Raw genomic sequence first — 22,268 nt, 5'->3', positions numbered from 1 at the left:
CTCATCGTAGCGGCGGTCCGTCCCGCCGCGCGTCTCCGACAAGGATGGATCATGACCATCGGTACACCCGTCAACATCCCGTTCAACGCCTCCTCCGCCGCGCTCGAGGTGGTCGCGGGCCTGGACCTGCACGGTCGCCGGGCGGTCGTCACCGGCGGCGGATCGGGCATCGGGGTCGAGACCGCCCGGGCGCTGGCCGCCGCGGGCGCCGACGTCACCCTCGCCGTACGCAAGCCGGAGCAGGGTGAACGGGCCGCCAGGGAGATCGCCGCCAGCACCGGCAACGAGCGGATCGGGGTGGCCCGGCTCGACCTGGACGACCTGGCCTCGGTGGCCGCCTTCGTGGCGGCCTGGGACGGGCCGCTGCACATCCTGGTCAACAACGCCGGCATCATGGCCTCCCCGCTGATGCGTACCCCGCAGGGCTGGGAGATGCAGTTCGCCACCAACCACCTCGGTCACTTCGCGCTCGCCAGCGGGTTGCGCCCGGCCCTGGCCGCGGCGCAGGGCGCACGGGTCGTCTCGGTCAGCTCGGCGGCCCACCTGCGTTCGCCGGTCGTCTTCGACGACATCCACTTCGAGCGCCGCGAGTACGAGCCGTGGGCCGCGTACGGGCAGTCCAAGACCGCCAACGTGCTCTTCGCCGTCGAGGCGACCCGGCGCTGGGCCGACGACGGCATCCTGGTCAACGCGCTGCACCCCGGCGCCATCCAGACCAACCTGCAGCGCTACGTGACAGAGGAGCAGTTGGCCCGGCTGCGCTCCGAGAGCGGACCCGCCGCCCCCTCCTGGAAGACGCCCGAGCAGGGCGCCGCGACCTCGGTCCTGCTGGCCACCTCACCGCTGCTCGACGGCATCGGTGGACGCTACTTCGAGGACTGCCAGCAGGCCGGGCTGAACCAGCCCGGCACCCGCACCGGCGTGGCCCCGTACGCCCTCGACCCCGAGGCCGCCGACCGCCTCTGGCAAACCACCGAACAAACCCTCGCAACCCCCTGACCTCACCCCCGTCCCCGTCCGCCCCGTCCCCGTCAGTGCCGCCCACTTCGGCGCCGATCATGGACTTTCTGCCTCGACAAAAGCCGCGAAAGTGGACGAATCAGCGACCGAAAGTGCATGATCGCTGAGCTGCGGCGGGCGCGCCGGGGCGCGGCGGGGCGCGGGCGCGGCGGGGCGCGGGCGGGGCTCGGCGGGGCGGGGCGAGAGGGTGAGGGCGGGAGAGGGTGAGGGCGCCTCGGTCGGAGACCGGGGCGCCCTCGGGGCGTGCTGGGGTTAGAGGCCGAGTTCGGCTTCGAAGTTGCCGGCTTCCAGGCGCTCCTTGACCGAGACCAGGAAGCGGGCCGCGTCGGCACCGTCGATCAGGCGGTGGTCGTACGACAGGGCCAGGTAGACCATCGACCGGACCGCGATGACCTCGCCCAGCTCCGGGTCGTTGACCACGACCGGACGCTTGACCACGGCACCCGTGCCGAGCATCGCCGACTGCGGCGACGGCACGATCGGGGTGTCGAACAGTGCGCCGCGGCTGCCGGTGTTGGTCAGCGTGAACGTCGCGCCGGCGATCTCGTCCGGGCTGATCTTGTTGGTCCGGGTCCGCTCGGCCAGGTCGGCGACCCGCTTGGCGATACCGCCCAGGTTCAGGTCACCGGCGTTGTGGATGACCGGCACCAGCAGGCCGCGCTCGGTGTCCACCGCGATGCCGAGGTTCTCGGCGTCGGGGTAGGTGATCGTCCCGCCGTCGAGGTCCATGCTGGCGTTGACGATCGGGTACGTCTGCAGCGCCTCGATCGCGGCCAGGGCGAAGAACGGCAGGAACGACAGCTTGACGCCGTGCCGCTGGAGGAAGGAGTCCTTCGCCTGGGCCCGCAGCTTGGCGATCTTGGTGACGTCCACCTCGATCACGGTGGTCAGCTGCGCCATCTCGTGCAGCGACGAGAGCATCCGCTTGGCGATGGCCGCCCGGATCCGGGGCAGCTTCTCGGTGGTGCCGCGCTTGGCGCTGGGCTGCGGCTTGGCGGCCGGCTTGGCCGGGGCGGCGGCCGTCGGCTGTGCCGCCGGGGCCGGTGCGGCCTTGGCGGCGCGGGCCTTCTCCGCGGCGTCCAGCACGTCCTGCTTGCGGATCCGGCCCCCGACGCCGGTGCCGTTGACCGAGGCCAGGTCCACGCCGTGCTCACCGGCGAGCTTGCGGACCAGCGGGGTCACGTACCCGGCGGCCTCGCCGTTGGCGCTGGGGGTGGCGGTGGGCTTCGGGGTCGGAGCCGGGGGAGTGGCGGCCTGCTCGACCCTGGCCGGCTCCGGCGCGGTCTCGGCCTCCGCGGCCGGCTCGTTGTACGACGTGCCGGGCGTCGGCTCGGAGACCTGCGGCTTCGGCTCGGGCTTGGCCTCCGCCTTCGGCTCGGGCTTGGCCTCCGCCTTCGGCTCGGGCTTGGGCGCCGGCTCGGCCTGCGCCGCACCGGCGGTACCGACCACGGCCAGCGTGGCGCCCACCTCGGCGGTCTCGTCCTCGGCGACCTTGATCTCCAGGACGGTGCCGGCGACCGGCGACGGGATCTCGGTGTCGACCTTGTCGGTGGAGACCTCCAGCAGCGGCTCGTCCACCTCGACGGTCTCGCCGACCTGCTTGAGCCAGCGGGTGACCGTACCCTCGGTGACGCTCTCGCCGAGGGCCGGCATCTGCACCGGGGTGCCCTCGCCCGACGGCGCCGCGGCCGGGGCCGACTGCTCGGCCGGCTCCTCGACGGCCGGCTGCTCCGCCTCGGCCTCGGGCTCCTCGGCCGCCTCGGCGGCCTGCTCGGCGGGGGCCTGCTGCGGGGTCGCGCCGCCGGCCGACTCGCCCTCGCCGGAGATCACCGCCAGCTCGCTGCCGACCTCGGCCGTCTCGTCCTCGCCCACCACGATCCGGGTCAGCACGCCGGCCGCGGGCGACGGGATCTCGGTGTCGACCTTGTCGGTGGAAACCTCCAGCAGGGGCTCGTCGACCTCGACGGTCTCACCCTCCTGCTTGAGCCAGCGCGTGACGGTGCCCTCGGTGACGCTCTCGCCGAGCCGGGGCATGGTGACCGATACCGGCATGTTCTCCAGACTCCTTCATTTCCCTGGTGGGGGGATCATCGCCCGTCGCCGGACGCCGCGGGTACGTCGTGGTCAGGCGTGCGCGTGCAGCGGCTTGCCGGCGAGGGCCAGGTGCGCCTCGCCCAGGGCCTCGTTCTGCGTCGGGTGGGCGTGCACGAGCTGCGCGACCTCGCCCGGGTACGCCTCCCAGTTGTAGATCAGCTGCGCCTCGCCGACCAGTTCGCCGACCCGGGCACCGACCATGTGCACGCCGACCACCGGGCCGTCCTCAACCCGGACCAGCTTCACGAAGCCGGTCGTCTTGAGGATCTGGCTCTTGCCGTTGCCGCCGAGGTTGTAGTTGTAGGTCTTGATCTTGTCAGCGCCGTACTGCTCCTTGGCCTTCGCCTCGGTGAGGCCGACCGAGGCCAGCTCCGGGTCGCAGTAGGTGACGCGCGGGATGCCCGCCTCGTCGATCACCGCCGGGTTCTGGCCGGCGATCTCCTCGGCGACGAAGATGCCCTGCTGGAAGCCGCGGTGGGCGAGTTGCAGGCCGGGCACGATGTCGCCGACCGCGTAGACGTTCGGCACGCCGGTGCGCAGCCGCTCGTCGGTCAGGACGTAGCCCCGGTCGATCTTGACGCCCTGCTCCTCGTACCCGAGGTCGGCGGTGTTGGGGCCCCGGCCGACCGCGACCAGCAGCAGCTCGGCCTCGACGGTCTCGCCGCCGGCGATGGTCACCTTCACGCCGTTGTCGGTCTTCTCGACCTTCTCGAACGGCTTGCCGACCTTGAAGTTGATCTTCCGCTTGCGGAACGCCCGCTCCAGCGCCTTCGACGACTCCTCGTCCTCGGCGGCGACCAGCCGGGGCAGCGCCTCGATGATCGTCACGTCCACCCCGAAGGACTTCCACACGCTGGCGAACTCGACACCGATCACGCCGCCGCCGAGCACGATCGCCGAGCTGGGCACCCGGTCCAGGGTCAGCGCGTGGTCACTGGTGATCACCCGCTCGCCGTCGATCTCCAGGCCGGGCAGGCTCTTGGCGTACGAACCGGAGGCCAGCACGATGTTGCGACCGGTGTACCGCTTGCCGTCGACCTCGACGACGTTCGGTGCGACCAGCCGGCCGGCACCCGCCACCACGGTGATGTTCTTGGAGCCGTTGACCAGACCCTGCAAGCCCTTGTAGAGGCGGGAGATCACGCCGTCCTTGTACGAGTTGACCGCCGCCATGTCGATGCCGACCAGCTCGGCCTTGACGCCGAACTGCTCGGACTCGCGGGTCTGGTCGGCGATCTCGGCGGCGTGCAGCAGCGCCTTGGTGGGGATGCAGCCGTTGTGCAGGCAGGTGCCGCCGACCTTGCCCTTCTCCACCAGCGCGACGGAAAGCCCCAGCTGGGCGGCGCGCAGCGCGGTCGCGTAGCCGCCGCTCCCACCTCCGAGGATGACGATGTCGAAGGTTGCGTCGTTCGGCTCGCTCACGTCCAACTCCCAGGTCGCTTCGCTGCATCGGGGGTCACGGCGGGGTAACAGGGACACACCCCACCTCGGCCATCTTGTCACCACCGTGCCGCAGCCGCGTACCGAGGTGCCCAACGACACGTTGTCGGCACGTACCCTTGGCACCGAATCCTTTTCGACCCGAACCGCGCGCGGCGTCCGTCCTTGCGGTCGGACGGCCGCACGGAGGGTGGGAGAGGGTTCGCTTTTCTCGACGACGTGACAGGTGGGGAGACGGCTCAGTGGGACTGTTCCGGCGACGCAAGCGGGCACGCGGGGCCGAACCTGACCGTACGGCCAATCGCGCCGATCTGGAGCACCTTGAGAACTTCGTCCGCACCCGCAAGGGTGTCGAGGCGTTCATCGAGCCACGGACCACGGTCACCGAGACCACCGTCATCCTGATCGCCGACGACGGCGAGTGGACCCGGCGCCGCATCGACGGCCCGGACGGGGCCCGGCGCTTCGCGTACCGGCTGAGCATCCCGGTCTACGACGTGGCGCTGATGGGCTACCCGCAGCGCATGCGCGACTACAACGAGCGGCGAAAGCGCCGCCCGGAGCTGTACTGACCGACCGCCGCGAAGGGCCCCCTGCCATCGGCGTGCCGTCGGCAGGGGGCCCTTCCGTGCGGGTCAGCCGTTGGCGGCGACGTCGTCGATCAGGTGCAGCAGGGTACGCACCGGCACACCGGTGCCGCCCTTGGTCCAGTAGCCGGTCGCCTCACCCGAGTGGTACGCCGGGCCGGCGATGTCGATGTGCGCCCAGGCGACCTCGTCGGTGACGAACTCGCGCAGGAACACCCCGCCCTGCAGCATGTGCCCGGCCCGGTCCATGCCCGCGTTGACCTGCGAGATGTCGGCGACCTCGGAGTCCATGCCCTTGCGCACGTCGTCCGGCAGCGGCATCGGCCAGGCCGGCTCGCCGACCGCGTCGCCCGCGACACGGACCCGCTCGCACAGCTCCATGGTGCCCATCACACCCGAGATCCGCTTGCCCAGCGAGACCACCTGTCCACCGGTCAGGGTCGAGGTCTCGAAGAGGTAGTCGGTGCCGTCCGCGCAGGCCCGGGCCATCGCGTCGGCCAGGATCATCCGGCCCTCGGCGTCGGTGTTGAGCACCTCGACCTTCTTGCCGTTGAACATGGTGATCACGTCGCCCGGCCGGTACGAGGTGCCCGAGGGCATGTTCTCCGCCATCGGCACGTACGCCGTCACCGTCACCGACGGCTTCAGCTCGGCCACCGCCAGCATGGTGGCGGCCACCGCCGCCGCGCCGGCCATGTCGGACTTCATCTCCCACATGCCCTGCGCCGGCTTGATCGAGACGCCGCCGGTGTCGAAGGTGATGCCCTTGCCGACCAGCGCCACCCGCTTGCCGCTGTCGCCGCCGTCGGGCGTGTAGGTCAGCTTGACCAGTCGCGGCGGAGCCTCCGAGCCCTGCCCGACGGCGATGATGCCGCCGTAGCCGCCCTCCCGCAGCGCCGCCTCGTCGAGCACCTCCACCCCGAGACCCGCCGCCCGGGCGGCCTCGGCCACCGAGTCGGCGAAGGCCGGCGGGCGCAGCTCGTTCGGGGCGATGTTGACCCAGTCCCGGGTACGCCGCACCGCGGCGGACACCGCCGCCGCCCGGGCCACCTCGGCCCGCGCCGTCGCGTCCGCGGCGTCCGGCACCGCGACCAGCACCTCGGCCACCGGCTCGCGCCGGTTCGGCTGCGGCCGGGTCTTGTAGCCGGCGAACCGGTACCCACCGAGCAGCGCCCCCTCGGCGACCGCGCGCACCGCGGCCGCGGCGTCGGCGTCGTCGGGCAGCGGCAGCGCGAGCGCCACCCGCGCCGCGCCGGCCAGCGACCGTACGGCGGCCCCCGCGGCCCGACGCAGGGTCTCCGGGGCGGGTGCCGCGCCGCTGGGCTCCGGGCCGAGGCCGACCGCGGCGATCACCGGGGCGCTGATGGTGCCCAGGGTCGCCAACTTGATCACCTCGCCCGGGCCACCGGTCGTACCGAGCAACGCGAGCGTCTCGGTCAGTTTGCCGTCGAAGGCGGCGGCGATGCTCTCCGCTCCGCTGGCGAGCAGTAGGGTGCCGGCGAGGCCGCTGGTGGCGTCCTGTCCGCCGGACGTGCTGTGCACGCCGATCACGATCGCGTCGACGGCGAGTTCGGCTGGGTCGGTGTCGACCAGGCTCAGGGTGGTGCTGGACGATGTCACGGAAGGTGCTCCCGGGCGGGCCGGGCCGGTCGCGTGGTGGCGTACCGGCGATGGAGTTGGCCGACGGTTGATTGTCCGCCGGACGTCGGTGCTACCCGCCGGCTCATCCGGCGGGTCCCGCCGATGCTAACCAGACGGGTGGGCCCCGGTAAGTTGCGACCCATGACCGACGTGACCACCGACGCCGCCGCGACCCGGCTGCGTCGTTCCCCGCTGGCCGAGCGGCACACCGCGCTCGGCGCCAAGTTCGCCCCGTTCGGTGGCTGGGAGATGCCGCTGGAGTACGCCGGCGGCGGGGTGCTCCGCGAGCACACCGCGGTCCGCACCGACGTCGGCGTGTTCGACGTGTCGCACCTGGGCAAGGTCCGGGTGACCGGCCCGGGGGCGGCGGAGTTCGTGAACGCCTGCCTCAGCAACGACCTGGGTCGCATCGGTCCGGGGCGGGCGCAGTACACCCTCTGCTGCGACGACGCCACCGGCGGCGTGGTGGACGACATCATCGCCTACCTGTACGCCGACGACCACGTCTTCCTCATCCCGAACGCCGCGAACACCGCCGAGGTGGTACGCCGGCTGCGCGCCGCCGCCCCGCCGCAGGTCACGATCACCGACGAGCACGAGGCGTACGCGGTCCTGGCCGTGCAGGGGCCGCGCTCGACCGAACTGCTGGACGCGTTGGGCCTGCCCACCGCCCACGAGTACATGAGCTTCTCGCCGGCCACCCTCGACGGCGTCGAGCTGACCGTGTGCCGCACCGGCTACACCGGCGAGCGCGGCTACGAACTGGTGGTCCCGGCCGGCGACGCGGTCGTGGTCTGGGACGCGCTGTTCGCCGCCGAACCGGCGCCGCGGGCCTGCGGGTTGGCCGCCCGGGACACCCTGCGTACCGAGATGGGGTACCCGCTGCACGGGCAGGACCTGTCGCTGGAGATCACGCCGGTGCAGGCCCGTTCGGGTTGGGCGGTCGGCTGGGACAAGCCGGCCTTCTGGGGTCGGGACGCGCTGCTCGCGGAGAAGGCGGCCGGACCGGCGCGTACGCTGCGCGGCCTGGTGGCCGTCGACCGGGCCATCCCGCGCCCCGGCATGGCGATCTTCCACGGTGACACCCGGGTCGGCACGGTTACCAGCGGCACCTTCAGCCCCACCAACAAGCGCGGCATCGCCCTCGCCCTGGTCGACACCGCCCCCGCCCTGCCCGACGGCACCGAACTCCAGGTCGACATCCGGGGCCGCCGTCTCCCCATGCTCCTGACCCGCCCCCCCTTCACCCACCCCTCCGTCAAGTAACCCCCACCCCCGCCCACCCAGGGTTGATCATGAAGTTGTTGTCGCGACACGCCGAGGCGGGTGACAACAACTTCATGATCAACATTCATGGCGCCGGGGGTGGGGTGGGTGGGTTAGGGGGTGGGGGGCGGGTTGCCGGCGTCCAGGACTGCCTGGGTCCAGCCGCCTTCGATCACGCCGGTGGGGTTCAACAGGGCCCAGTCGACGATGTCGGTGGCCTCGATCACCACGGCGGAGCCGATCCGCACCGTCGGGTCGGTGTTGGCGTCGCTGGCGCTCGCGCCGACGACCCGCTCCGGCGTGTCCCAGGCGGTCACCCCGGCCCATACGTACTCGGGTCCGTCGTCGCCGGACAATCCGTACTTGACCACCAGCTGCGTCTCCGGCGGCAGTTGGCCGGTGCGGAACCGCGCCCGGATGTCGCCCAGGCCGGCACGGGCGGTGGCGACCGCCCGGCTCATCGCGTCGCCCGCCCGCGCGTAGCGCACGTCGGGCTGGATGCCGGAGAAGAGGGTCGCGCAGGCGGTGGCGTAGTAGCGCCCGGCCGGTCCGGGGTGCCCGGCCGGCGGACGCAGGCTGAGGAACGAATCGGCGTCCGGGTCGGTGGCCGGGTCCAGTTCCAGCCGCAACAGCACCGGCGCGGTCGCGCCGTGCTGCTCCGGATTGCCGTACGCCACCGCGATGTCGTGCCCGGTCACCGTGGCCAGTACCGGCAGCTGCACGAACGCCGGCACCTCGTCACCGGCCAGCCCGTCGGTCCAGTCCCGCAGCAACCGTCGGGCGGCACCGGTCATCACCGCGCCCCAGGCCCGGGTGAGGTGGTCCGGCACCCCCTGGGTCTGCAACTCCAGCAGCCCGAAGCGGCGCAGCCCCTTGGTGGTGAACCACAGGCCCTCGGCGTCCGACGAGTAGGGCACCAGCACCCAGTCGACCAGCCGGACCCGGCCCCGCTCGTCCGGCAACGAACGCAGCGCCGCCGCCGGGTCGAGGAACTGCAACCCGAAGACGTCGACCACGTCGCCGCCGACCGTCTCGGCCACCGCGGCGGCCACCGCCCGGGCCGCCCACTCGTGCGCCGGCGGCCAGCCCGGCCGGTACTCGGCCTGGACCACCACCAGGTGGCTCGCGGCGGCCAACCGGTCGAGCTGCGCCTCGCTGGCCCCGAACGCGGTGAGCAGGTCCGGTGGCAGCTCGGGGAACTCGCCGATCGGCCGCACGTCGACGCTCATCAGGGGGCTGTCCAGCATCTGCGTGGCCAACCCGTGTACCGGTTCGGCCAGTCGACCGGCCAGCCGGCGGACGGCCGTGCGGGCGGTCACCGACGGCAGCCCCACTGTCGGCACCAGGTAGGTCGCGCTGAGCGACTCCGGGACCGGTACGGGCAGGAAGTCGTCGGTGATGAGCATGTGGTCCCCCGGGGTGGCCGCGCCGGTGCTGTCGATGCAGGTACGCTACCCGCCGCCGCCCGCCCGGCTCAGCCGGACAGCACCAGTCCCAGGTAGACCAGCGTGGTGACCAGCTCGACGGTCGCGCCGAGCACGTCACCGGTGATGCCGCCGAGGCGGCGCACCACGTGCCGCAGCAGCCCGGCCGAGACGGCCAGCGCGGCGAGCACGGCCAGCGGTCCCTGCCAGGCCCGGCCCGGCACCGCGGCGACCGCCAGCAGGGCGACCGCGCCGGTGCCGACGGCCAACGCGAGCGGCCCGACGGTGCCGGCCACCAGCGCGCCGAGCCCCTCCGGGCGGGCCGCCGGCACGCCCCGGCGGCAGGCCAACGTCACGCCGAGCCGGCCGGCCGCGGTGGCCGTCACGACCGCGACGAGGGTGGCCGCCCGGTCCCGGCCCGCCAGCTCCGCCAGCGCCGCGGCCTGCACCAGCAGGACGAGCACCAGCGCGACCACACCGAACGGCCCGACGTCCGGCTTGCGCATGATCTCCAACGCGGCCGGTCCCCGCCGGTACGACCCCAGCGCGTCCACGGTGTCGGCCAACCCGTCGAGGTGCAGCCCCCGGGTGAGCAGGGCGCACACGGCCACGGCCACCCCGGCGGCGACCAGCGGGGCGGTGAGCGGGTCCAACAGCAGCAGTACGCCGGCGGTCAGCACACCGAGCAGGGCACCGACGGCCGGCGCGAGCGCCATCGCGGTACCCGCCGTGGCCCGGTCGACGCGACCGGCGCGTACCGGTGCGATGGTGAGGGTGGTCAGCGCCAGCCGCGCCCCGTCGCCGAGGCGGGACTCAGCCGGCACGGACGCCGGGATCCTCCGCCGGTTCCGTGCTGGTCGGCCCGGGCCCGTCCGGCTCGGGCTCGCGGAAGTCGGGCTCGGTCTCCTGCGCCGGCTCGTCGGTCCCGCCGTCGGCGGGGTCGCGGTCCGGCCGGGCCGGCAGCGCGGCGGCCAGCGCAAGTACCGAGCGCAGCATCGGCAGCACGGTCATCGCGTTCGCCCCCTCGCCCAGCCCCAGCCGCAGCTCGGTCAGCGGAGTCAGGCCGAGCACGTCGGCGGCGAGTTTGACGGCCGGGTGCCCGCCGTGGTCGGCCAGCAGGCACCAGTGCCGCGCCTGCCCGGCCAGATCCCGGCTGACCAGCCCGGCGGCCACGCCGACCGGCCCGTCCAGCAGTACCGGGGTCCGGCGCGCGGTGGCGCCCAGCAGGATGCCGGTGGCCACGGCGATGTCGCCGCCGCCGAGCTGGGCCAACACGTCCTTGGCGTCGCGGGAGGAACGGCGGGTGCGGTGCAGCGCGTCCCGGATCGCCGCGCAGCGGGCCATCCAGGCCACGTCGTCGATCTCGCCGTTCTCGGTGACCACCCGGGCCAGTACGGCCGGTGGTTCGGCACCGGCGGTCGCCGCGAGCACCGCGGCCGCCGCGGCCTCGGTGCCGGCCCCGCAGGCCGCCAGCACCAGCAGTTGTACGCCGGCGTCCACGGCCTCCTCGGCCAGCCGCCAGCCGTAGCGCAGGGCCGCGTCGACCTGCTCGGCGCTCAACGCGGGCTCCCGCTCGATCGGTGCGGCGGTCGGGGCCTCGACCACCTGCAGACCGGCCCCGTAGTCGGCGGTCAGCCGGGCGAGTACGCCCGCACCGGAGCGGGCCTGCTCCGCCTGCCGGGCCGACTCGCCGGGAAGGCTGCCCGCGGCGGCGTCACCGTCGTGGTCACCGTGCAGCAGCAGCACCCGTACCGACCGCCAGGGTGCCGGGGTCGCGGTGCCCTGGGTGGCGGCGGCGAACGAGACCACCTGCTCCAGCACACCGAGCCCGGTGCCCGGTACGTCCAGGGTGGCCAGCCGGTCCACCGCCTGCGGGCCGGCGTACTCGTCGGGCATGGGCAGCTCCATGCCGGGCTGGATGATCAGCCCGCTGGCGGCCACCGGCAGCGCCATGGTGGGCGCCGTCCACCCGCCGGTGCCGTCGGTCGCGGCTGGCGGCTGCGGGCTGGTCACCGGCGGCGAGGCCGGCACGCTGATGCCGCTGTCGTTGGCCGCTGCGGCCACTGGACCGGCCTGCGCGGGTACCGCCGCACCGGTGGCGGCGCCGACCGCCGGCAGCGTCGCCTCGGTGGCCGGTGTGGTCCCGGCTGCCGGCCGGGCCGGTGCGGGCTCGACGGCGGGCCCGGCCGGGGTGGGCTCGGTGACGGTCGGCTTCAGTCGGCACGGCTGGCCGGCGACCACCAGCACCACCGTGTCACAGGCGTCCGCCACCGCCCGGTTGACCGTGCCGAGCGCGTCGGTGAACGCCCGACCCAGCGGCGTGGCGGGCACCAGCGACAGCCCCACCTCCGGGCTGACCAGCACCAGCCGGGCCGGGCAGGCCCGCACGGCGGCGATCAGTTCGTCGATGGTGACGGTGTCGTCGGCCGGCTGGTGGGCCGGGTCGAGCAGCACCGTCACCCAGCCGCCGAGGTCGTCGACGAGCAGCGTCTCGTCCGGCCGGGCCGCGGCGATCACGTCGGCGAGTCGCCGTGGGTCGGCCGAGGTCTCCTCGGTGCTCCAGCCGGCCGGCCGGCGGGCGCGGTGCGCGGCGAGCCGGGCCGCCCACTCGGGGTCGTCGTCGGTCGGGCCCGCGGCCGTGGCGACGTACCGGACCGTGGTCGCGTCGGCGACCAGGGACTCGGCGAACTCCGACTTGCCGGAGCGGATGCCGCCCAGCACCAGGACCGTGTTCCACCCGTCGAGGGACATGTTCGTACCTTACGACCAGCCGGCCGCCACGGGCACCGCAGGTGCGCCGTACCGCCGGGCCCGGCACCGCTCAGCGGTGTTCGGGAGTCTGGTAGAGGTAGTCGTTGGGGTTGACGTCCGCCGGCTTCGGATCCTCCTGCCAGGCGCCCTCGCCGGGCCGGGCGACCAGGGCGTCGATCAGATCCTGCCGCTCCATGTCCCGTGCCCCTTCGATGCCGCCACGTACCGCGATGTTCCGTAGCTCCGCCGTGTCCATTTCCGGGATCGGCCTCGTCATCGTCGCCTCCTGTCCAACCTCGCGTCCAACGGACATACCCCGAGGCGGGGCGGCGAACCTCGCCGACACCGCATCGCGCTGAGCCGGGGTGGTGGCCGGCGCCCGGTCGGTGGGCCCACGGCCGACTACGCTGGCGGGGGTTCGGGACATCAGCGGCGAGGGGAGACGCGCACATGGCGTGGAGCTGGCGGTACGAGGGCGCGAACGGCGAGTCGGTCGACGGGCCGGGTGAGGCGTTCGGCAGCCAGGCGGACGCCGAGTCCTGGATCGGCCAGGCCTGGCGGGAACTCGCGGCGTCCGGCGTCACCTCCGTCACGCTGGTCGAGGACGACCGGGTGGAGTACCGGATGAGCCTGCTGCCCGTGGCGGAGTGATGCCCCCCGGGGACGCGGAGCCGCTGGTGCTCGGGGTGCCCCGGGCGGCGTTCCGGCCCAGCCCGATCTTCCTCGCCCTGGTCGCGCTGCTGGTCACCTGCGGGGTACTGACCTGGCACGGGATCGGCAACGTGCGGCTCGCCGTCTTCGGGTTCGTGGTCTCCGGCTGGGTGGTCTCGCTCTGCCTGCACGAGTACGCCCACGCGGTGGTCGCGTACCGGTCCGGCGACCGGGGGGTGGCCCACCGGGGCTACCTGACGCTGAACCCGCTGAAGTACAGCCATCCGTTGCTGTCGATCGCGCTGCCGGTCGTGGTGGTGCTGCTCGGCGGCATCGGCCTGCCGGGTGGTGCCGTCTGGGTGGATCGGCACGTCATCCCCGGTCGGCTGCGACACACCCTGGTCAGCCTGGCCGGTCCGGCCACCAACGTGCTGTTCGCGCTGGTGCTGGTGGCGGTGCTGCGGCTCGTCGCGCCCGGTGGCGGTCCGGTGGAGTTCTGGGCCGCGGTGGCGCTGCTCGGGTTCCTCCAGCTCACCGCCAGCGTGCTCAACCTGCTGCCGGTACCGGGCCTGGACGGCGGCAACATGATCCAGCCGTGGCTGAACCCGCAGTGGCGCCGGATGTACGACCTGTTCGCGCCGTACGGCTTCATCCTGCTCTTCGCGCTGCTGTGGAACCCGCGCATCGGCGGCTGGTTCTTCTCGGCGGTCTTCGCGGTCGCCGACTTCCTCGGCCTGCCGCCGTGGCTCTACGCCACCGGCCTGGAACTGATCCGCTTCTGGCAAGGCTGAGCCACCGGGCGGGACCGCCGTCCCCGGCCGGCGCGGGCCGGCCGGGGGCGGCCGGGTCAGGGCCGCTCGGCCGGCGACTCGGTACGGGCCGGGTCGCGCTCGGTCACCGGCTCGACGATCTCGTCGATCGCCTTCAGCAGGCCGGCGTCGAGCTTGACGCCCGCCGCCTTCACGTTGTCGTGCACCTGCTCCGGGCGGGACGCCCCGATGATGGCCGAGGAGACGTTCGGGTTCTGCAGCACCCAGGCGATCGCCAGCTGGGCCATGCTCAGCCCGGCCTGGTCGGCCAGCGGCCGCAGCTGCTGCACCCGGGTCAGCACGTCGTCGGTGAGCCACTTGGCGATGAAGCCCGCACCGGACTTCTCGTCGGTGGCCCGGGAACCGGCCGGCGGCGGCTGACCGGGCAGGTACTTGCCGGTGAGGACGCCCTGTGCCATCGGCGACCAGACGATCTGCCCGATGCCCAGCTCCTCGCTGGTGGGCACGACCTCGCTCTCGATGACCCGCCAGAGCATCGAGTACTGCGGCTGGCTGGAGACCAGCGGGATGCGCAGCTCACGGGCGAGGGCGTGGGCCTCGCGGATCTGCGACGCCTTCCACTCGGAGACGCCGATGTAGTGCGCCTTGCCGGAGTGCACGACGTCGGCGAAGGCCTCCATCGTCTCCTCCAGCGGCGTGCTGTAGTCGTAGCGGTGGGCCTGGTAGAGGTCGACGTGGTCGGTGCGCAGCCGGCGCAGCGAACCGTTGATCGACTCCATGATGTGCTTGCGGGACAGGCCCCGGTCGTTGCGGCCCGGACCGGTGGGCCAGTACACCTTGGTGAAGATCTCCAGTCCCTCGCGCCGCTCACCTTCGAGTGCCCGGCCGAGCACGTCCTCCGCGCGGGTGCCGGCGTAGACGTCGGCGGTGTCGAAGGTGGTGATGCCGGCGTCGAGGGCGGCGCGGACGCAGGCGAACGCCGCGTCCTCCTCCACCTGCGAGCCGTGGGTGATCCAGTTGCCGTACGAGATCTCACTGACCATCAGGCCTGAGCGGCCCAGGTGTCGGAATTCCATACCCCGACACTAGTCCGCCCGCCCGGCCGCGCCGAGGCGGTGAACGGCAGAAGTGATCAGCGCGGCAGCAGCGCGTCGCGCAGGGTGCGGCCGAGCCAGCTGCGGAACGCGTCCTCGGTCCAGCCCCGCTCCAGCACCAGCGCACCGTAGTGCGCCGGGTCGTTGTAGAACCACACCTCGTCGACAGCGGCCTCCACATCGGAGCCCTGGCGCAGCGACCCCGCCAGCGAACACACCCGCTCGACCACCATCTGGGCGCCGATCCGTCGGTTACGCAGCAGCGTCTGCCAGACCTCCGCCACCTCGGGGCTGCCGTCGGCGGCCCGCCGGACGGTCTCGAACACCTGGGCCGTCCGAGCACCGATCAGGGTGCAGACCTCGGCGTACGCGTCGAGCACCTCGGCGCGGGTGCGGCCCTCCCAGACCGGCCGGTACCAGGAGCGTTGGGAGACCGGCACCGGCTCGTCGTCGCCGGCCAGCGCCTGGTCGAGCACCTGGCGCAACAGGGCGGCCTTGGAGCCGAACGCGGCGAACACGGTGGGTCGGGCCACTCCGGCGGCGGCGGCCACGTCGGCCAGCGCGGTCCCGGTGTACCCGCGTTCGACGAAGAGGCGGGTCGCGGCGGTGACCACGGCCTGCCGGGTGCGGCGGGCGTTCTCCTCCCGGATCGGGGAGCGGTACGGCCTGGTCGGTCTTCCGTCCTTGACTTCATCCATGGCGTCGTCATACTAGCAACATATTCACTGGACCAGCGGCTATCCAATAGCCCGGGACTATCGAATATAGTGCTGTCCATCGGATTATCGTCGACCCCGGGAGGCGCCATGTCCGTCCACCCGTTCGTACGCCGCCCGGCCAGTCGCGAACCTCCGTCGTCCGAAGGGGACACCGCCATGATCACCGCACCTGCCGTTCCGCTGCGTCGCCGCCGCGCGGTCGCTGCCCGGCGCTGGGGTTGCATTCCACTCGCCCTGGTCCTCGCCCTGGCCGGGTGCGCCGAGGGGCCGCCCACCGGTGCGCCGACGGCCGACCGGTCCGGGCCGGCTGTCGAACCCACCCGGGCGGCCGGCGCGGCGGAGCGGGTCGACGGGTGTTCGTTGTTGACCGAGGCGGAGGTGACCGCGGTCATCGGGCGTAACGACGGTGGCCGGGCGACCTCGGAGGGCTGCCTGTGGGAGAACCCGGACACCTACCACTCGGTGAGCCTGCACATCGGCCTCGTCGGCACCGCCCCCGGCGGCGTACTGCCCAGCGTGGACCCGATGCTCGGGCCAGCCGAGGCCGGGCCGGACGGAATCCGGTTCGTACTCGACGAGGCGGAGTTCGCCGTCGGCGACCGGATCTGCCGCCTGCGGGTGGTCACCAAGGTCACCGACAGCAGCGACCGGACCGCCATGATCCGGCTCGCCCGTCAGGTCAGCGGCCGACTCTGACGCCCGCCACCGGGCAGCCCCCGCCCACGAGCTGCCGCCGGACCCGGTCGGTTGCCGACAGCCGACGGTTGCCGAGACACGAGGAGAACCGATGAGACACCACCCCCGCCGACCGCGTCCGGCATCGTGCTGGCTGGCGGCGTTCCTGCTCGTCGGGTCGACAGCCTGCACCCGGACCGAGGACCCGGCACCACCGGCGGTGCCACCAGTCTTCGAGAGCGTGGATCCGCAGGCCGCCGAGAGCGGCCCGCAACCCGCCGGCAGCGCCACGGCCGCGCCGCCGACCGATGCCGCCCTCGACCCGTGTCTGTTGGTCACCAGGCAGGAGGCGGAGGAGCTCGCGCGTACCCCGCTCAACGACGCCCGGCCGGCCCGCAACTCGTGCACCTACACCGGGCCGGTCAGCGGGCCGACGGCACAGGTGGAGGTCTACGTCGGCGACGGCGCCCGCAAACAGCTCGACGTCCAACGCGCACTCGGCCACGAACTGACGGTCCTGCCCGGGATCGGCGACGAGTCGTACCTGTGGGCCAAGGGGCGGATGGTCTTCGTCAGCAGCGCGCAACGGTGGGTGTCGGTACGCCTCGTCCGGCTCGACGACCCGGCCCGCAACCGAGGGCCGTTGACGGACCTGGCCGGCACGGTGGCCGGCCGAATCTGACCCCCGGACCGGGTGGGTGATCGGAGCGAGGTGGGACGGATGCGCGGACGTGTGGTCGCCGGCCTGCTGGCGGTGGTGGTCGTGGTGGCCACCGGTACGGCGTGCACCGGCGGGGCCGGCCGTGACCGGCCCCGGGTTGCGGTGGGCGGCCAGGAGCTGTCGGACCAGGAGTACCGCTACGGTCAGGCCCCCCGACCATACCGGGCGGTGACCTACCAACCGGACGTCGTGTTGATCGAGGACGGCGCGGAGGCCGTCCGCTCGGTCACGGTCGACGGTCTGACCTGGACCCTGGACACCGCCGCCCGGGGCGTGTCGGATCTCGCGCCGGGCAGTGTCATGTTCGCGAGCTCCCGCGGGGTCGGTCGGGTCGTCGACGTGCGACACGCGGCGGGCGACACGGTCGTCACCATCGCACCGGTCGAACTCACCGAGGTGATCCGTGACGGCGAGTTCGCCAGCGAGCAACCCGTCGCCCTGGACGACCCGATCGCGTACAGCGCCGAAGGCGCCCTCTGGACCGACGAGTCCGCCGTCACCGAGGCGGCGGAGACGTCCACGAAGACCGCGTCGGTGCGGCCGGCCACCTTCACCGTGGCTGCCGTACACCAGGCCGCCGACCCCGCGGAACGGGAGCGGGTTTCGATGCCCCATCCGTCCGGGGTGCCGAAGGGGGTCAGCGCGAACGGCTTCACCACCACGCCACGCTGCTGCCGAGACGGCGTCGGCGCCGACCTGACCTACGACGACGGCCAGATCCGGTTCCGGGCCAGCGTCCTGCTGGCGATGCAGAACCCGTCGGCGCGGTTCCGGCTGGCCATCTCCGGCGGCCGGGTGGACGTCGCCGAACTGCAGGTGTTCGGCGGTGCTGGCATCAAGGTCAGCATCCAGGGGGACAGCCGGGTCGGCGCCGACCGGCAACTGGACCGCCGGTTCACCATCCCCGTCGACTTCACCGTGCCGGTCGGTCACCTGCTGGGGATTCCGTTCACCCTCAGCGCCAGCCAGGAGGTGCTGGTCAAGACCGCCTTCAGCGCCCGGAACGGCAATCTGAGCGCGGCCGGCTCGTACGACATCCGGGGTGCGCTCGGCTTCGGGTACCGCGACGGTGACTGGGGCGTGAGCCGGCCGGAAGGCCCGATCATGCGGAGCAGCCTCGTCGACTCGATCAAGGGCATCTCGGTCGGCGCCAACGGCGTCGTACTGACCTACAAGACCACGTTCACCCTGGGCCTCGGCGTGCTCGGTTTCAAGGCCGGGCTCCACTTCGGGTTCACCGTCTCCACCGGGGTGGCCCGCGGATCGGCGCTCGCCCAGTTCTTCCCCCTGGCGCCCGGCACCCGGGGCATCGACTGCCGGGGCGCCAGTCTGTCGATCCACCTGACCTACTCGGTCGGGTACGCCATCCCCGAGCCGGTGGTTCAGGTCGTCAACTTCTTCCTGCGGGTGTTCCGGGCCAGACCGATCGCGGCCAGCGGCGGCATTCCGCAGCCACCCGGCCGGATGAAGATCTTCGACCGGCCCCAGTACGAGCCGGCCGGCTGCCAGAGCTGAGCGTCGTGCCCGTGGCCGGTCAGCGCCGAGCACCATGGCTCGTCCGGGTCAGAGCACCGGTGTCGCGTCGGTGAGCAACGCCTCGATCTCCGCGACGACCTCGTCGGGGTGCTGGAACACCGGGTCGATCAGCGGCCCGCCCCGCCGGTCGAGCGCACCCCAGCGCCCGGCACCGTTGGTCGCCAGGAAGGCCACCGGGTGGATCAGCAGCACCGGGTGGGCCGGCGCGACGATCACCTGACCCGTCCGGTCCACCACACCCTTGCGCCCGGCCAGGTCGACCACGGCCAGGCCCTCGTCGGTGAAGCCGTCGACGTACCGACCGTCGGCCAGCGTGGTGTGGAAGCCGTGGTAGCGGGTCGGCACCACGATCCGGCCGGTCCGGTCGACGGCACCCCAGCCCTCCCGCCGGACGGCCGCCACACCCCTGCGGAACGGTCGTACCTCGGCGAAGCCCGGTGGCACCACCACCTCGCCGGTCGCGTCGACGGCCAGCCAGCCGCTCTCGTCGCGGACCACCCACGCCAGCCCGTCGGAGAACGGTCGGGCCGCGAGGTAGGTCGGCGCGACGACGGTTTCGCCGGTCAGGCCGATCAACGCCCAGCGGTCCGTCTCCGGGCCACGCACCCAGGCCCGGCCGTCCCGGAACGGCTGCGCCTCCGCGTACCGGGCCGGCACGACCATGTCGCCCTCGGCGTCCGCGTACCCCCACAGGCCCTGGCCGCCGTCGCGCGCGGGCACCGGGCTGCGGTCCCGCTCCAACACCTCGTCGGCACTGCGGTGGTACGGCCCGAAGCCGGCCTCGGCGGCACGGGCGGCGACCGCGTCCAGCCCGGTCCGTACCCGGGCGAGCAACTCGGCGTCGCCCTCGCCGCGCAGGTCGAGGGCCCGCTCGAAGTGGTGACACGCCTCGATCAACCGACCCTGGTCGTAGCAGCACCGGGCGGCGTGTTCGTGCAGTGCGGCGCGCAGCCGGTCGGGCAACTCGGCCGAGTTCGCCTCCGCGAACAGCCGGTCCGCCTCGGCGAAGTCGCCGCGCCAGCGCAGTACGTGGGCCAGCCGGGCCTGGGCCAGCGCGGCCCGGCGTAGTTCGCCGGTCGCCTCCGCGTAGGTGAGTGCCATCCGGCCGTCGTCCAGCGCGTCGTCGAGGTCACCGAGCACCCGCGAGGCAACCGCCCGCAGACTCAGCAGCCGGGCCCGGGACCGGTTGTCCAGGGCCGTGCCGAGCTTCTCGGTGAGCCGCTCGCGGATCGTCCGCAGTTCCTCCGGGTCCGCCACGATCTCCCGCAGCGTCACCGGGTCGAGGCGCCAGCGGTAGCCCGCCAACAACTGTTCGGGATCGGCCGGCGGTTCCGGTTCCGGCTCGGGCTCCGGTTCTGGTTCCGGCGCTGGTTCGAGAGGCGGCCCGGGCGCCGGCTTCGGTTCCTGCTCCTGCTCGGGTGTCGACCCGGGTGCCGGCTCCGCGGCCATCGGCACGGCGGCCGGCCCGTCCTCTGCGGGCCGGGTCGGCGGCGTCGGCGCAGCGGCGGCCGGTACCGCGGAGACCGGCGGTGCGAACTCCGGTGCGTCGGGCGGGGCGGCGACCGGCGTGGCCGGAGTGGGGCTCGACGCGGCCGGCGGTGCCGAGACCGGTGGCGAGGCTTCCTGCCAGGCAGGTGGTGCCGAAACCGGCGCCGTCCAGTTCGGTGGCGGTCCGACCGGCCGAGTGGGTGCGGGTTCGGTGGCCGGGTGAGCCGGTTCGGACCTGGCGGCCGCCTCGGCGGCGTCGCGTCCGGCGCCGGACGGGGTTGCCGGGCCCTCGGTGGGGGCGGGTGGGTCGGTGCGCTCGGGTGGGCTCGGTCGCCCGGATGCGGGCGATCCGAACCAGGACTGTGGGCTGTCCGAGGCCGGGCCGGTGGGCGTGGGCGCGTCGGCGGCCGGGGGTGTCGCCACGACGGGCGGGGCCGAGACGGGCCGGTGGGTGGGCGGTGCCGACACCGGTCGGTGGGTGGGCGGGCCGGCGGCCGGGGGTGCCGACGCGACCAGCGGCGTGGGCACCTCTGGTGGGGTGGCCACCACCGGTTGGTCGTGCAGCGGCGCGGGCCGGACCTGGTGTTCGTGCAGTGGTGCCGGGCGTACCTCGTTCTGGTGCAGTGGCGCGGGGCGCACGGTGTCTCCGGCCGGTACCCGGTCGGCTGCGGCCGCCGGCCGTTCCGTGGCGGGGCCGGGGCGGTCCGGTGCCTCCTGGTCCGGGTGGACGCCACGCCGGTCCTGAACCGGCCCGGCCGCCTCCGACCGGTCGCGGTCCGGACGGGCGATGTCGGGTCGCCCCGACGTCGGGGCGGGGGAGACCGGTCGGGCCCGCCCGGCTGCGGGGGAGACCGGCTGGTCGGGGACCACCGACAGGTGGCGGCGGGGTGGCTCGCGGTCGGGGGCGGGCGACACGGGCCGGGCGGCCGGGTCCGCCCCCTGGGCGGCCGGCCGGTCGACGAACCGTTGCGGGCCGGGCCCGTCCGGGGTGGCGGCGGGGCGCCGGTCGTCGGGTCGGGGCCGGTCGCCGGTGTCCGCAGTGACGGGGCGCTGGTACTCCCGATGGTCCCGGCCGGAACTCGGACGCAGCGGTCCCGGCTCCGGCCACGGCAGGTCGCGGCGCGGAGCGGCGGCGTACCCCTCCGCCTCCGGCGACGCCGGCTGGTCGCCGCCGCGCTCCGGCGACCAGCCCGGGCGACCCCGTTCGTCGCGCCGGCCACGAATCGGCTCCTCGTCGACGTAGCCGTCCGGGTACGGGGCGGCGTCGGGGTCACCGACGGTGAACTCCTCCCGGTAACCGTCCACCCCGTAGCCGCCCACCCGGAGTCCGTCCTCGGACCGGGGCTGAACGGGGTGGCTGCTCCACTGGTAGCGGGGACGACGTTCGGCGTCAGCCGCGGGACGACGTTCGGCGTCCTCGGTGGGCCGGTGCGCGGCCGGGCGGTGCGGTTCCTCGGTCGGCTCCGGCGCCCAGCCGCGCTCCGTCCGCCCCGCCGGTGAGACCGGCGCGCCGTGCCGGTACTGGTCAGGATCGGTCGGCTCGGGTCGGCGTGGTCGTCGGGCGTACCGGTCGGCGTCGCGTTGGTCGCGCCACTCCGGTTCGCGCTGCGGATACCGGTCACCCTCCCGCCGGTCGGGTTCGCGTCGATCGGGTTCGCGCCGGTCACCCTCGCGCCGGTCACCCTCGCGCCGTTCGCGCCAGCCCGGCTCGGCTGGCGGGTACCGGTCGCCCTCGCGTCGGTCGCCCTCGCGTCGGTCGGGTTCGCGTCGGTCGGGCTGGCGTCGGGAGTACGGACCGGGCTCGCGTCGCTCGCGCTGGTCGAAACCGCCCCGGTCGCGTCGGTCCGGCTCGTACGGTGGATAGCCGTCGACGTCGCGCGTCGGGTACCGGTCGGGTTCGCGCTGGTCCCGGCGAGGTGGTGTACCGGTCGCGCCCCGGGCCTGCGGCCCGACGTCGGACCAGGTGACGCCGTCGCGCCCGCGGGTCGCCTCGGCGGGTGGCGACCATCGCCCGTCGGACCGGGGTGGCGCCGACCGGGCGCTCGGGTACCCGGACTGCTCGTACGGCCGAGCACCGTTGGCGTCGTCGGTACGTCGCTGGTCGGGTAGCTCCTGCCGGCCCGGCCGGCCCTCCGGGTCGTCGTCCCAGGACCGACCCACGTACGTGCCGTCCGGTCTGGTCGGTGCCAGGGGTGGCACCTCGGCCCGCCCGACGGCGGTGGCCCGGCCCCGGGCGGGCGGCTGTTGGTGCTCGACGCCAATGTCGCCCGGGTAGCGCTGGCCGGGGAACTGCGGCTGCCATTCGGTCGTCGGTTCGACGACCCAGGACGGCTCGGCGGGGTCGTGCCACCGGTCGGCGTAGCCGCGACTCATCCGGCGGACCCGTCGCGG

The 22,268-nt window shown here is 73.8% G+C and carries 18 protein-coding genes; 8 read left to right on the top strand and 10 right to left on the bottom strand.

Translation table 11 applies throughout. The annotated features are described in order from the left end of the window. Nucleotides 1–51: 51 nt before the first annotated feature. Nucleotides 52–999 (top strand): SDR family NAD(P)-dependent oxidoreductase, encoded by a 948-nt coding sequence (locus tag D2L64_RS13230; protein ID WP_119575809.1) that lies wholly within the window; start codon nucleotides 52–54, stop codon nucleotides 997–999. Between the two features lie 273 nt (nucleotides 1,000–1,272). Here the strand turns inward: D2L64_RS13230 and sucB are convergent, their stop codons facing one another. Both sucB and lpdA read right to left on the bottom strand, forming a co-directional pair. Further along, nucleotides 1,273–3,072 carry a 2-oxoglutarate dehydrogenase, E2 component, dihydrolipoamide succinyltransferase gene (gene sucB, locus D2L64_RS13225; RefSeq protein WP_119575807.1) on the bottom strand — a complete coding sequence of 600 codons (1,800 nt, stop codon included), beginning with the start codon at nucleotides 3,070–3,072 and terminating at the stop codon, nucleotides 1,273–1,275. Nucleotides 3,073–3,144: 72 nt separating this feature from the next. Further along, nucleotides 3,145–4,536, bottom strand: a complete 1,392-nt coding sequence (gene lpdA / locus D2L64_RS13220; protein ID WP_119575805.1) for a dihydrolipoyl dehydrogenase — start codon at nucleotides 4,534–4,536, stop codon at nucleotides 3,145–3,147. A 260-nt stretch (nucleotides 4,537–4,796) separates the two neighbouring features. On the opposite strand from lpdA, the gene D2L64_RS13215 reads away from it, so the two are divergent. Further along, the gene (locus D2L64_RS13215; protein ID WP_119575803.1) at nucleotides 4,797–5,126 is read left to right on the top strand and encodes a hypothetical protein; all 330 of its coding nucleotides are present in this window, start codon (nucleotides 4,797–4,799) and stop codon (nucleotides 5,124–5,126) included. 63 nt (nucleotides 5,127–5,189) lie between these two features. On the opposite strand, the gene D2L64_RS13210 is transcribed toward D2L64_RS13215, so the two are convergent. Continuing rightward, a complete protein-coding gene (locus tag D2L64_RS13210) occupies nucleotides 5,190–6,761 on the bottom strand; it encodes a leucyl aminopeptidase (RefSeq protein ID WP_119575801.1) in 1,572 nt (523 codons plus the stop codon). A 162-nt stretch (nucleotides 6,762–6,923) separates the two neighbouring features. Between D2L64_RS13210 and gcvT the strand changes: the two genes are divergently transcribed. Beyond that, nucleotides 6,924–8,048, top strand: a complete 1,125-nt coding sequence (gene gcvT, locus D2L64_RS13205; RefSeq protein ID WP_119575799.1) for a glycine cleavage system aminomethyltransferase GcvT — start codon at nucleotides 6,924–6,926, stop codon at nucleotides 8,046–8,048. A gap of 113 nt (nucleotides 8,049–8,161) precedes the next feature. On the opposite strand, the gene D2L64_RS13200 is transcribed toward gcvT, so the two are convergent. The 4 genes from D2L64_RS13200 to D2L64_RS13185 form a co-directional block, all read right to left on the bottom strand. Beyond that, nucleotides 8,162–9,454 carry a DUF2314 domain-containing protein gene (locus D2L64_RS13200; RefSeq protein ID WP_119575797.1) on the bottom strand — a complete coding sequence of 431 codons (1,293 nt, stop codon included), beginning with the start codon at nucleotides 9,452–9,454 and terminating at the stop codon, nucleotides 8,162–8,164. Between the two features lie 68 nt (nucleotides 9,455–9,522). After that, a complete protein-coding gene (locus tag D2L64_RS13195) occupies nucleotides 9,523–10,296 on the bottom strand; it encodes an adenosylcobinamide-GDP ribazoletransferase (RefSeq protein WP_119575795.1) in 774 nt (257 codons plus the stop codon). Then, nucleotides 10,286–12,223 carry a bifunctional adenosylcobinamide kinase/adenosylcobinamide-phosphate guanylyltransferase gene (gene cobU / locus D2L64_RS13190; RefSeq protein ID WP_119575793.1) on the bottom strand — a complete coding sequence of 646 codons (1,938 nt, stop codon included), beginning with the start codon at nucleotides 12,221–12,223 and terminating at the stop codon, nucleotides 10,286–10,288. Before cobU ends, D2L64_RS13195 begins: the two co-directional genes overlap by 11 nt. A 70-nt stretch (nucleotides 12,224–12,293) precedes the next feature. Beyond that, on the bottom strand, nucleotides 12,294–12,500 hold the full coding sequence (locus tag D2L64_RS13185) for a Rho termination factor N-terminal domain-containing protein (RefSeq protein ID WP_119575791.1): 207 nt from the start codon (nucleotides 12,498–12,500) through the stop codon (nucleotides 12,294–12,296). Nucleotides 12,501–12,673: 173 nt separating this feature from the next. Between D2L64_RS13185 and D2L64_RS13180 the strand changes: the two genes are divergently transcribed. Both D2L64_RS13180 and D2L64_RS13175 read left to right on the top strand, forming a co-directional pair. Then, nucleotides 12,674–12,874 carry a hypothetical protein gene (locus D2L64_RS13180; RefSeq protein ID WP_119575789.1) on the top strand — a complete coding sequence of 67 codons (201 nt, stop codon included), beginning with the start codon at nucleotides 12,674–12,676 and terminating at the stop codon, nucleotides 12,872–12,874. Beyond that, a complete protein-coding gene (locus D2L64_RS13175) occupies nucleotides 12,874–13,665 on the top strand; it encodes a site-2 protease family protein (RefSeq protein WP_119575787.1) in 792 nt (263 codons plus the stop codon). The genes D2L64_RS13180 and D2L64_RS13175 overlap by 1 nt, the downstream gene beginning before the upstream one ends. Nucleotides 13,666–13,721: 56 nt before the next feature. On the opposite strand, the gene D2L64_RS13170 is transcribed toward D2L64_RS13175, so the two are convergent. Together D2L64_RS13170 and D2L64_RS13165 are read right to left on the bottom strand one after the other, a co-directional pair. Then, nucleotides 13,722–14,720, bottom strand: a complete 999-nt coding sequence (locus D2L64_RS13170) for an aldo/keto reductase family protein (RefSeq protein WP_119575785.1) — start codon at nucleotides 14,718–14,720, stop codon at nucleotides 13,722–13,724. A 56-nt stretch (nucleotides 14,721–14,776) separates the two neighbouring features. Next, nucleotides 14,777–15,436 carry a TetR/AcrR family transcriptional regulator gene (locus tag D2L64_RS13165; protein ID WP_119575783.1) on the bottom strand — a complete coding sequence of 220 codons (660 nt, stop codon included), beginning with the start codon at nucleotides 15,434–15,436 and terminating at the stop codon, nucleotides 14,777–14,779. Between the two features lie 177 nt (nucleotides 15,437–15,613). Here D2L64_RS13165 and D2L64_RS13160 point away from each other — a divergent pair, with 177 nt between their 5' ends. From D2L64_RS13160 to D2L64_RS13150, 3 genes are all read left to right on the top strand, one after another. Next, nucleotides 15,614–16,153 carry a DUF3558 family protein gene (locus tag D2L64_RS13160; protein WP_147376233.1) on the top strand — a complete coding sequence of 180 codons (540 nt, stop codon included), beginning with the start codon at nucleotides 15,614–15,616 and terminating at the stop codon, nucleotides 16,151–16,153. Nucleotides 16,154–16,244: 91 nt separating this feature from the next. Further along, complete coding sequence (locus D2L64_RS27070) at nucleotides 16,245–16,814, top strand: hypothetical protein (RefSeq protein WP_147376232.1); 570 nt, start codon at nucleotides 16,245–16,247, stop codon at nucleotides 16,812–16,814. A gap of 39 nt (nucleotides 16,815–16,853) precedes the next feature. Continuing rightward, on the top strand, nucleotides 16,854–18,368 hold the full coding sequence (locus D2L64_RS13150; protein WP_147376231.1) for a hypothetical protein: 1,515 nt from the start codon (nucleotides 16,854–16,856) through the stop codon (nucleotides 18,366–18,368). A gap of 48 nt (nucleotides 18,369–18,416) precedes the next feature. Here D2L64_RS13150 and D2L64_RS27890 read toward each other — a convergent pair whose 3' ends face one another. Further along, nucleotides 18,417–22,250 (bottom strand): WG repeat-containing protein, encoded by a 3,834-nt coding sequence (locus tag D2L64_RS27890; protein ID WP_233558930.1) that lies wholly within the window; start codon nucleotides 22,248–22,250, stop codon nucleotides 18,417–18,419. Between the last annotated feature and the right edge of the window lie 18 nt (nucleotides 22,251–22,268).

Source organism: Micromonospora radicis, from assembly GCF_003583405.1.
Classification (GTDB): Bacteria; Actinomycetota; Actinomycetes; order Mycobacteriales; family Micromonosporaceae; genus Micromonospora; species Micromonospora radicis.
Note: the sequence above shows the minus strand (reverse complement) of the source record. Positions and strands in the feature narration are given on the sequence as shown.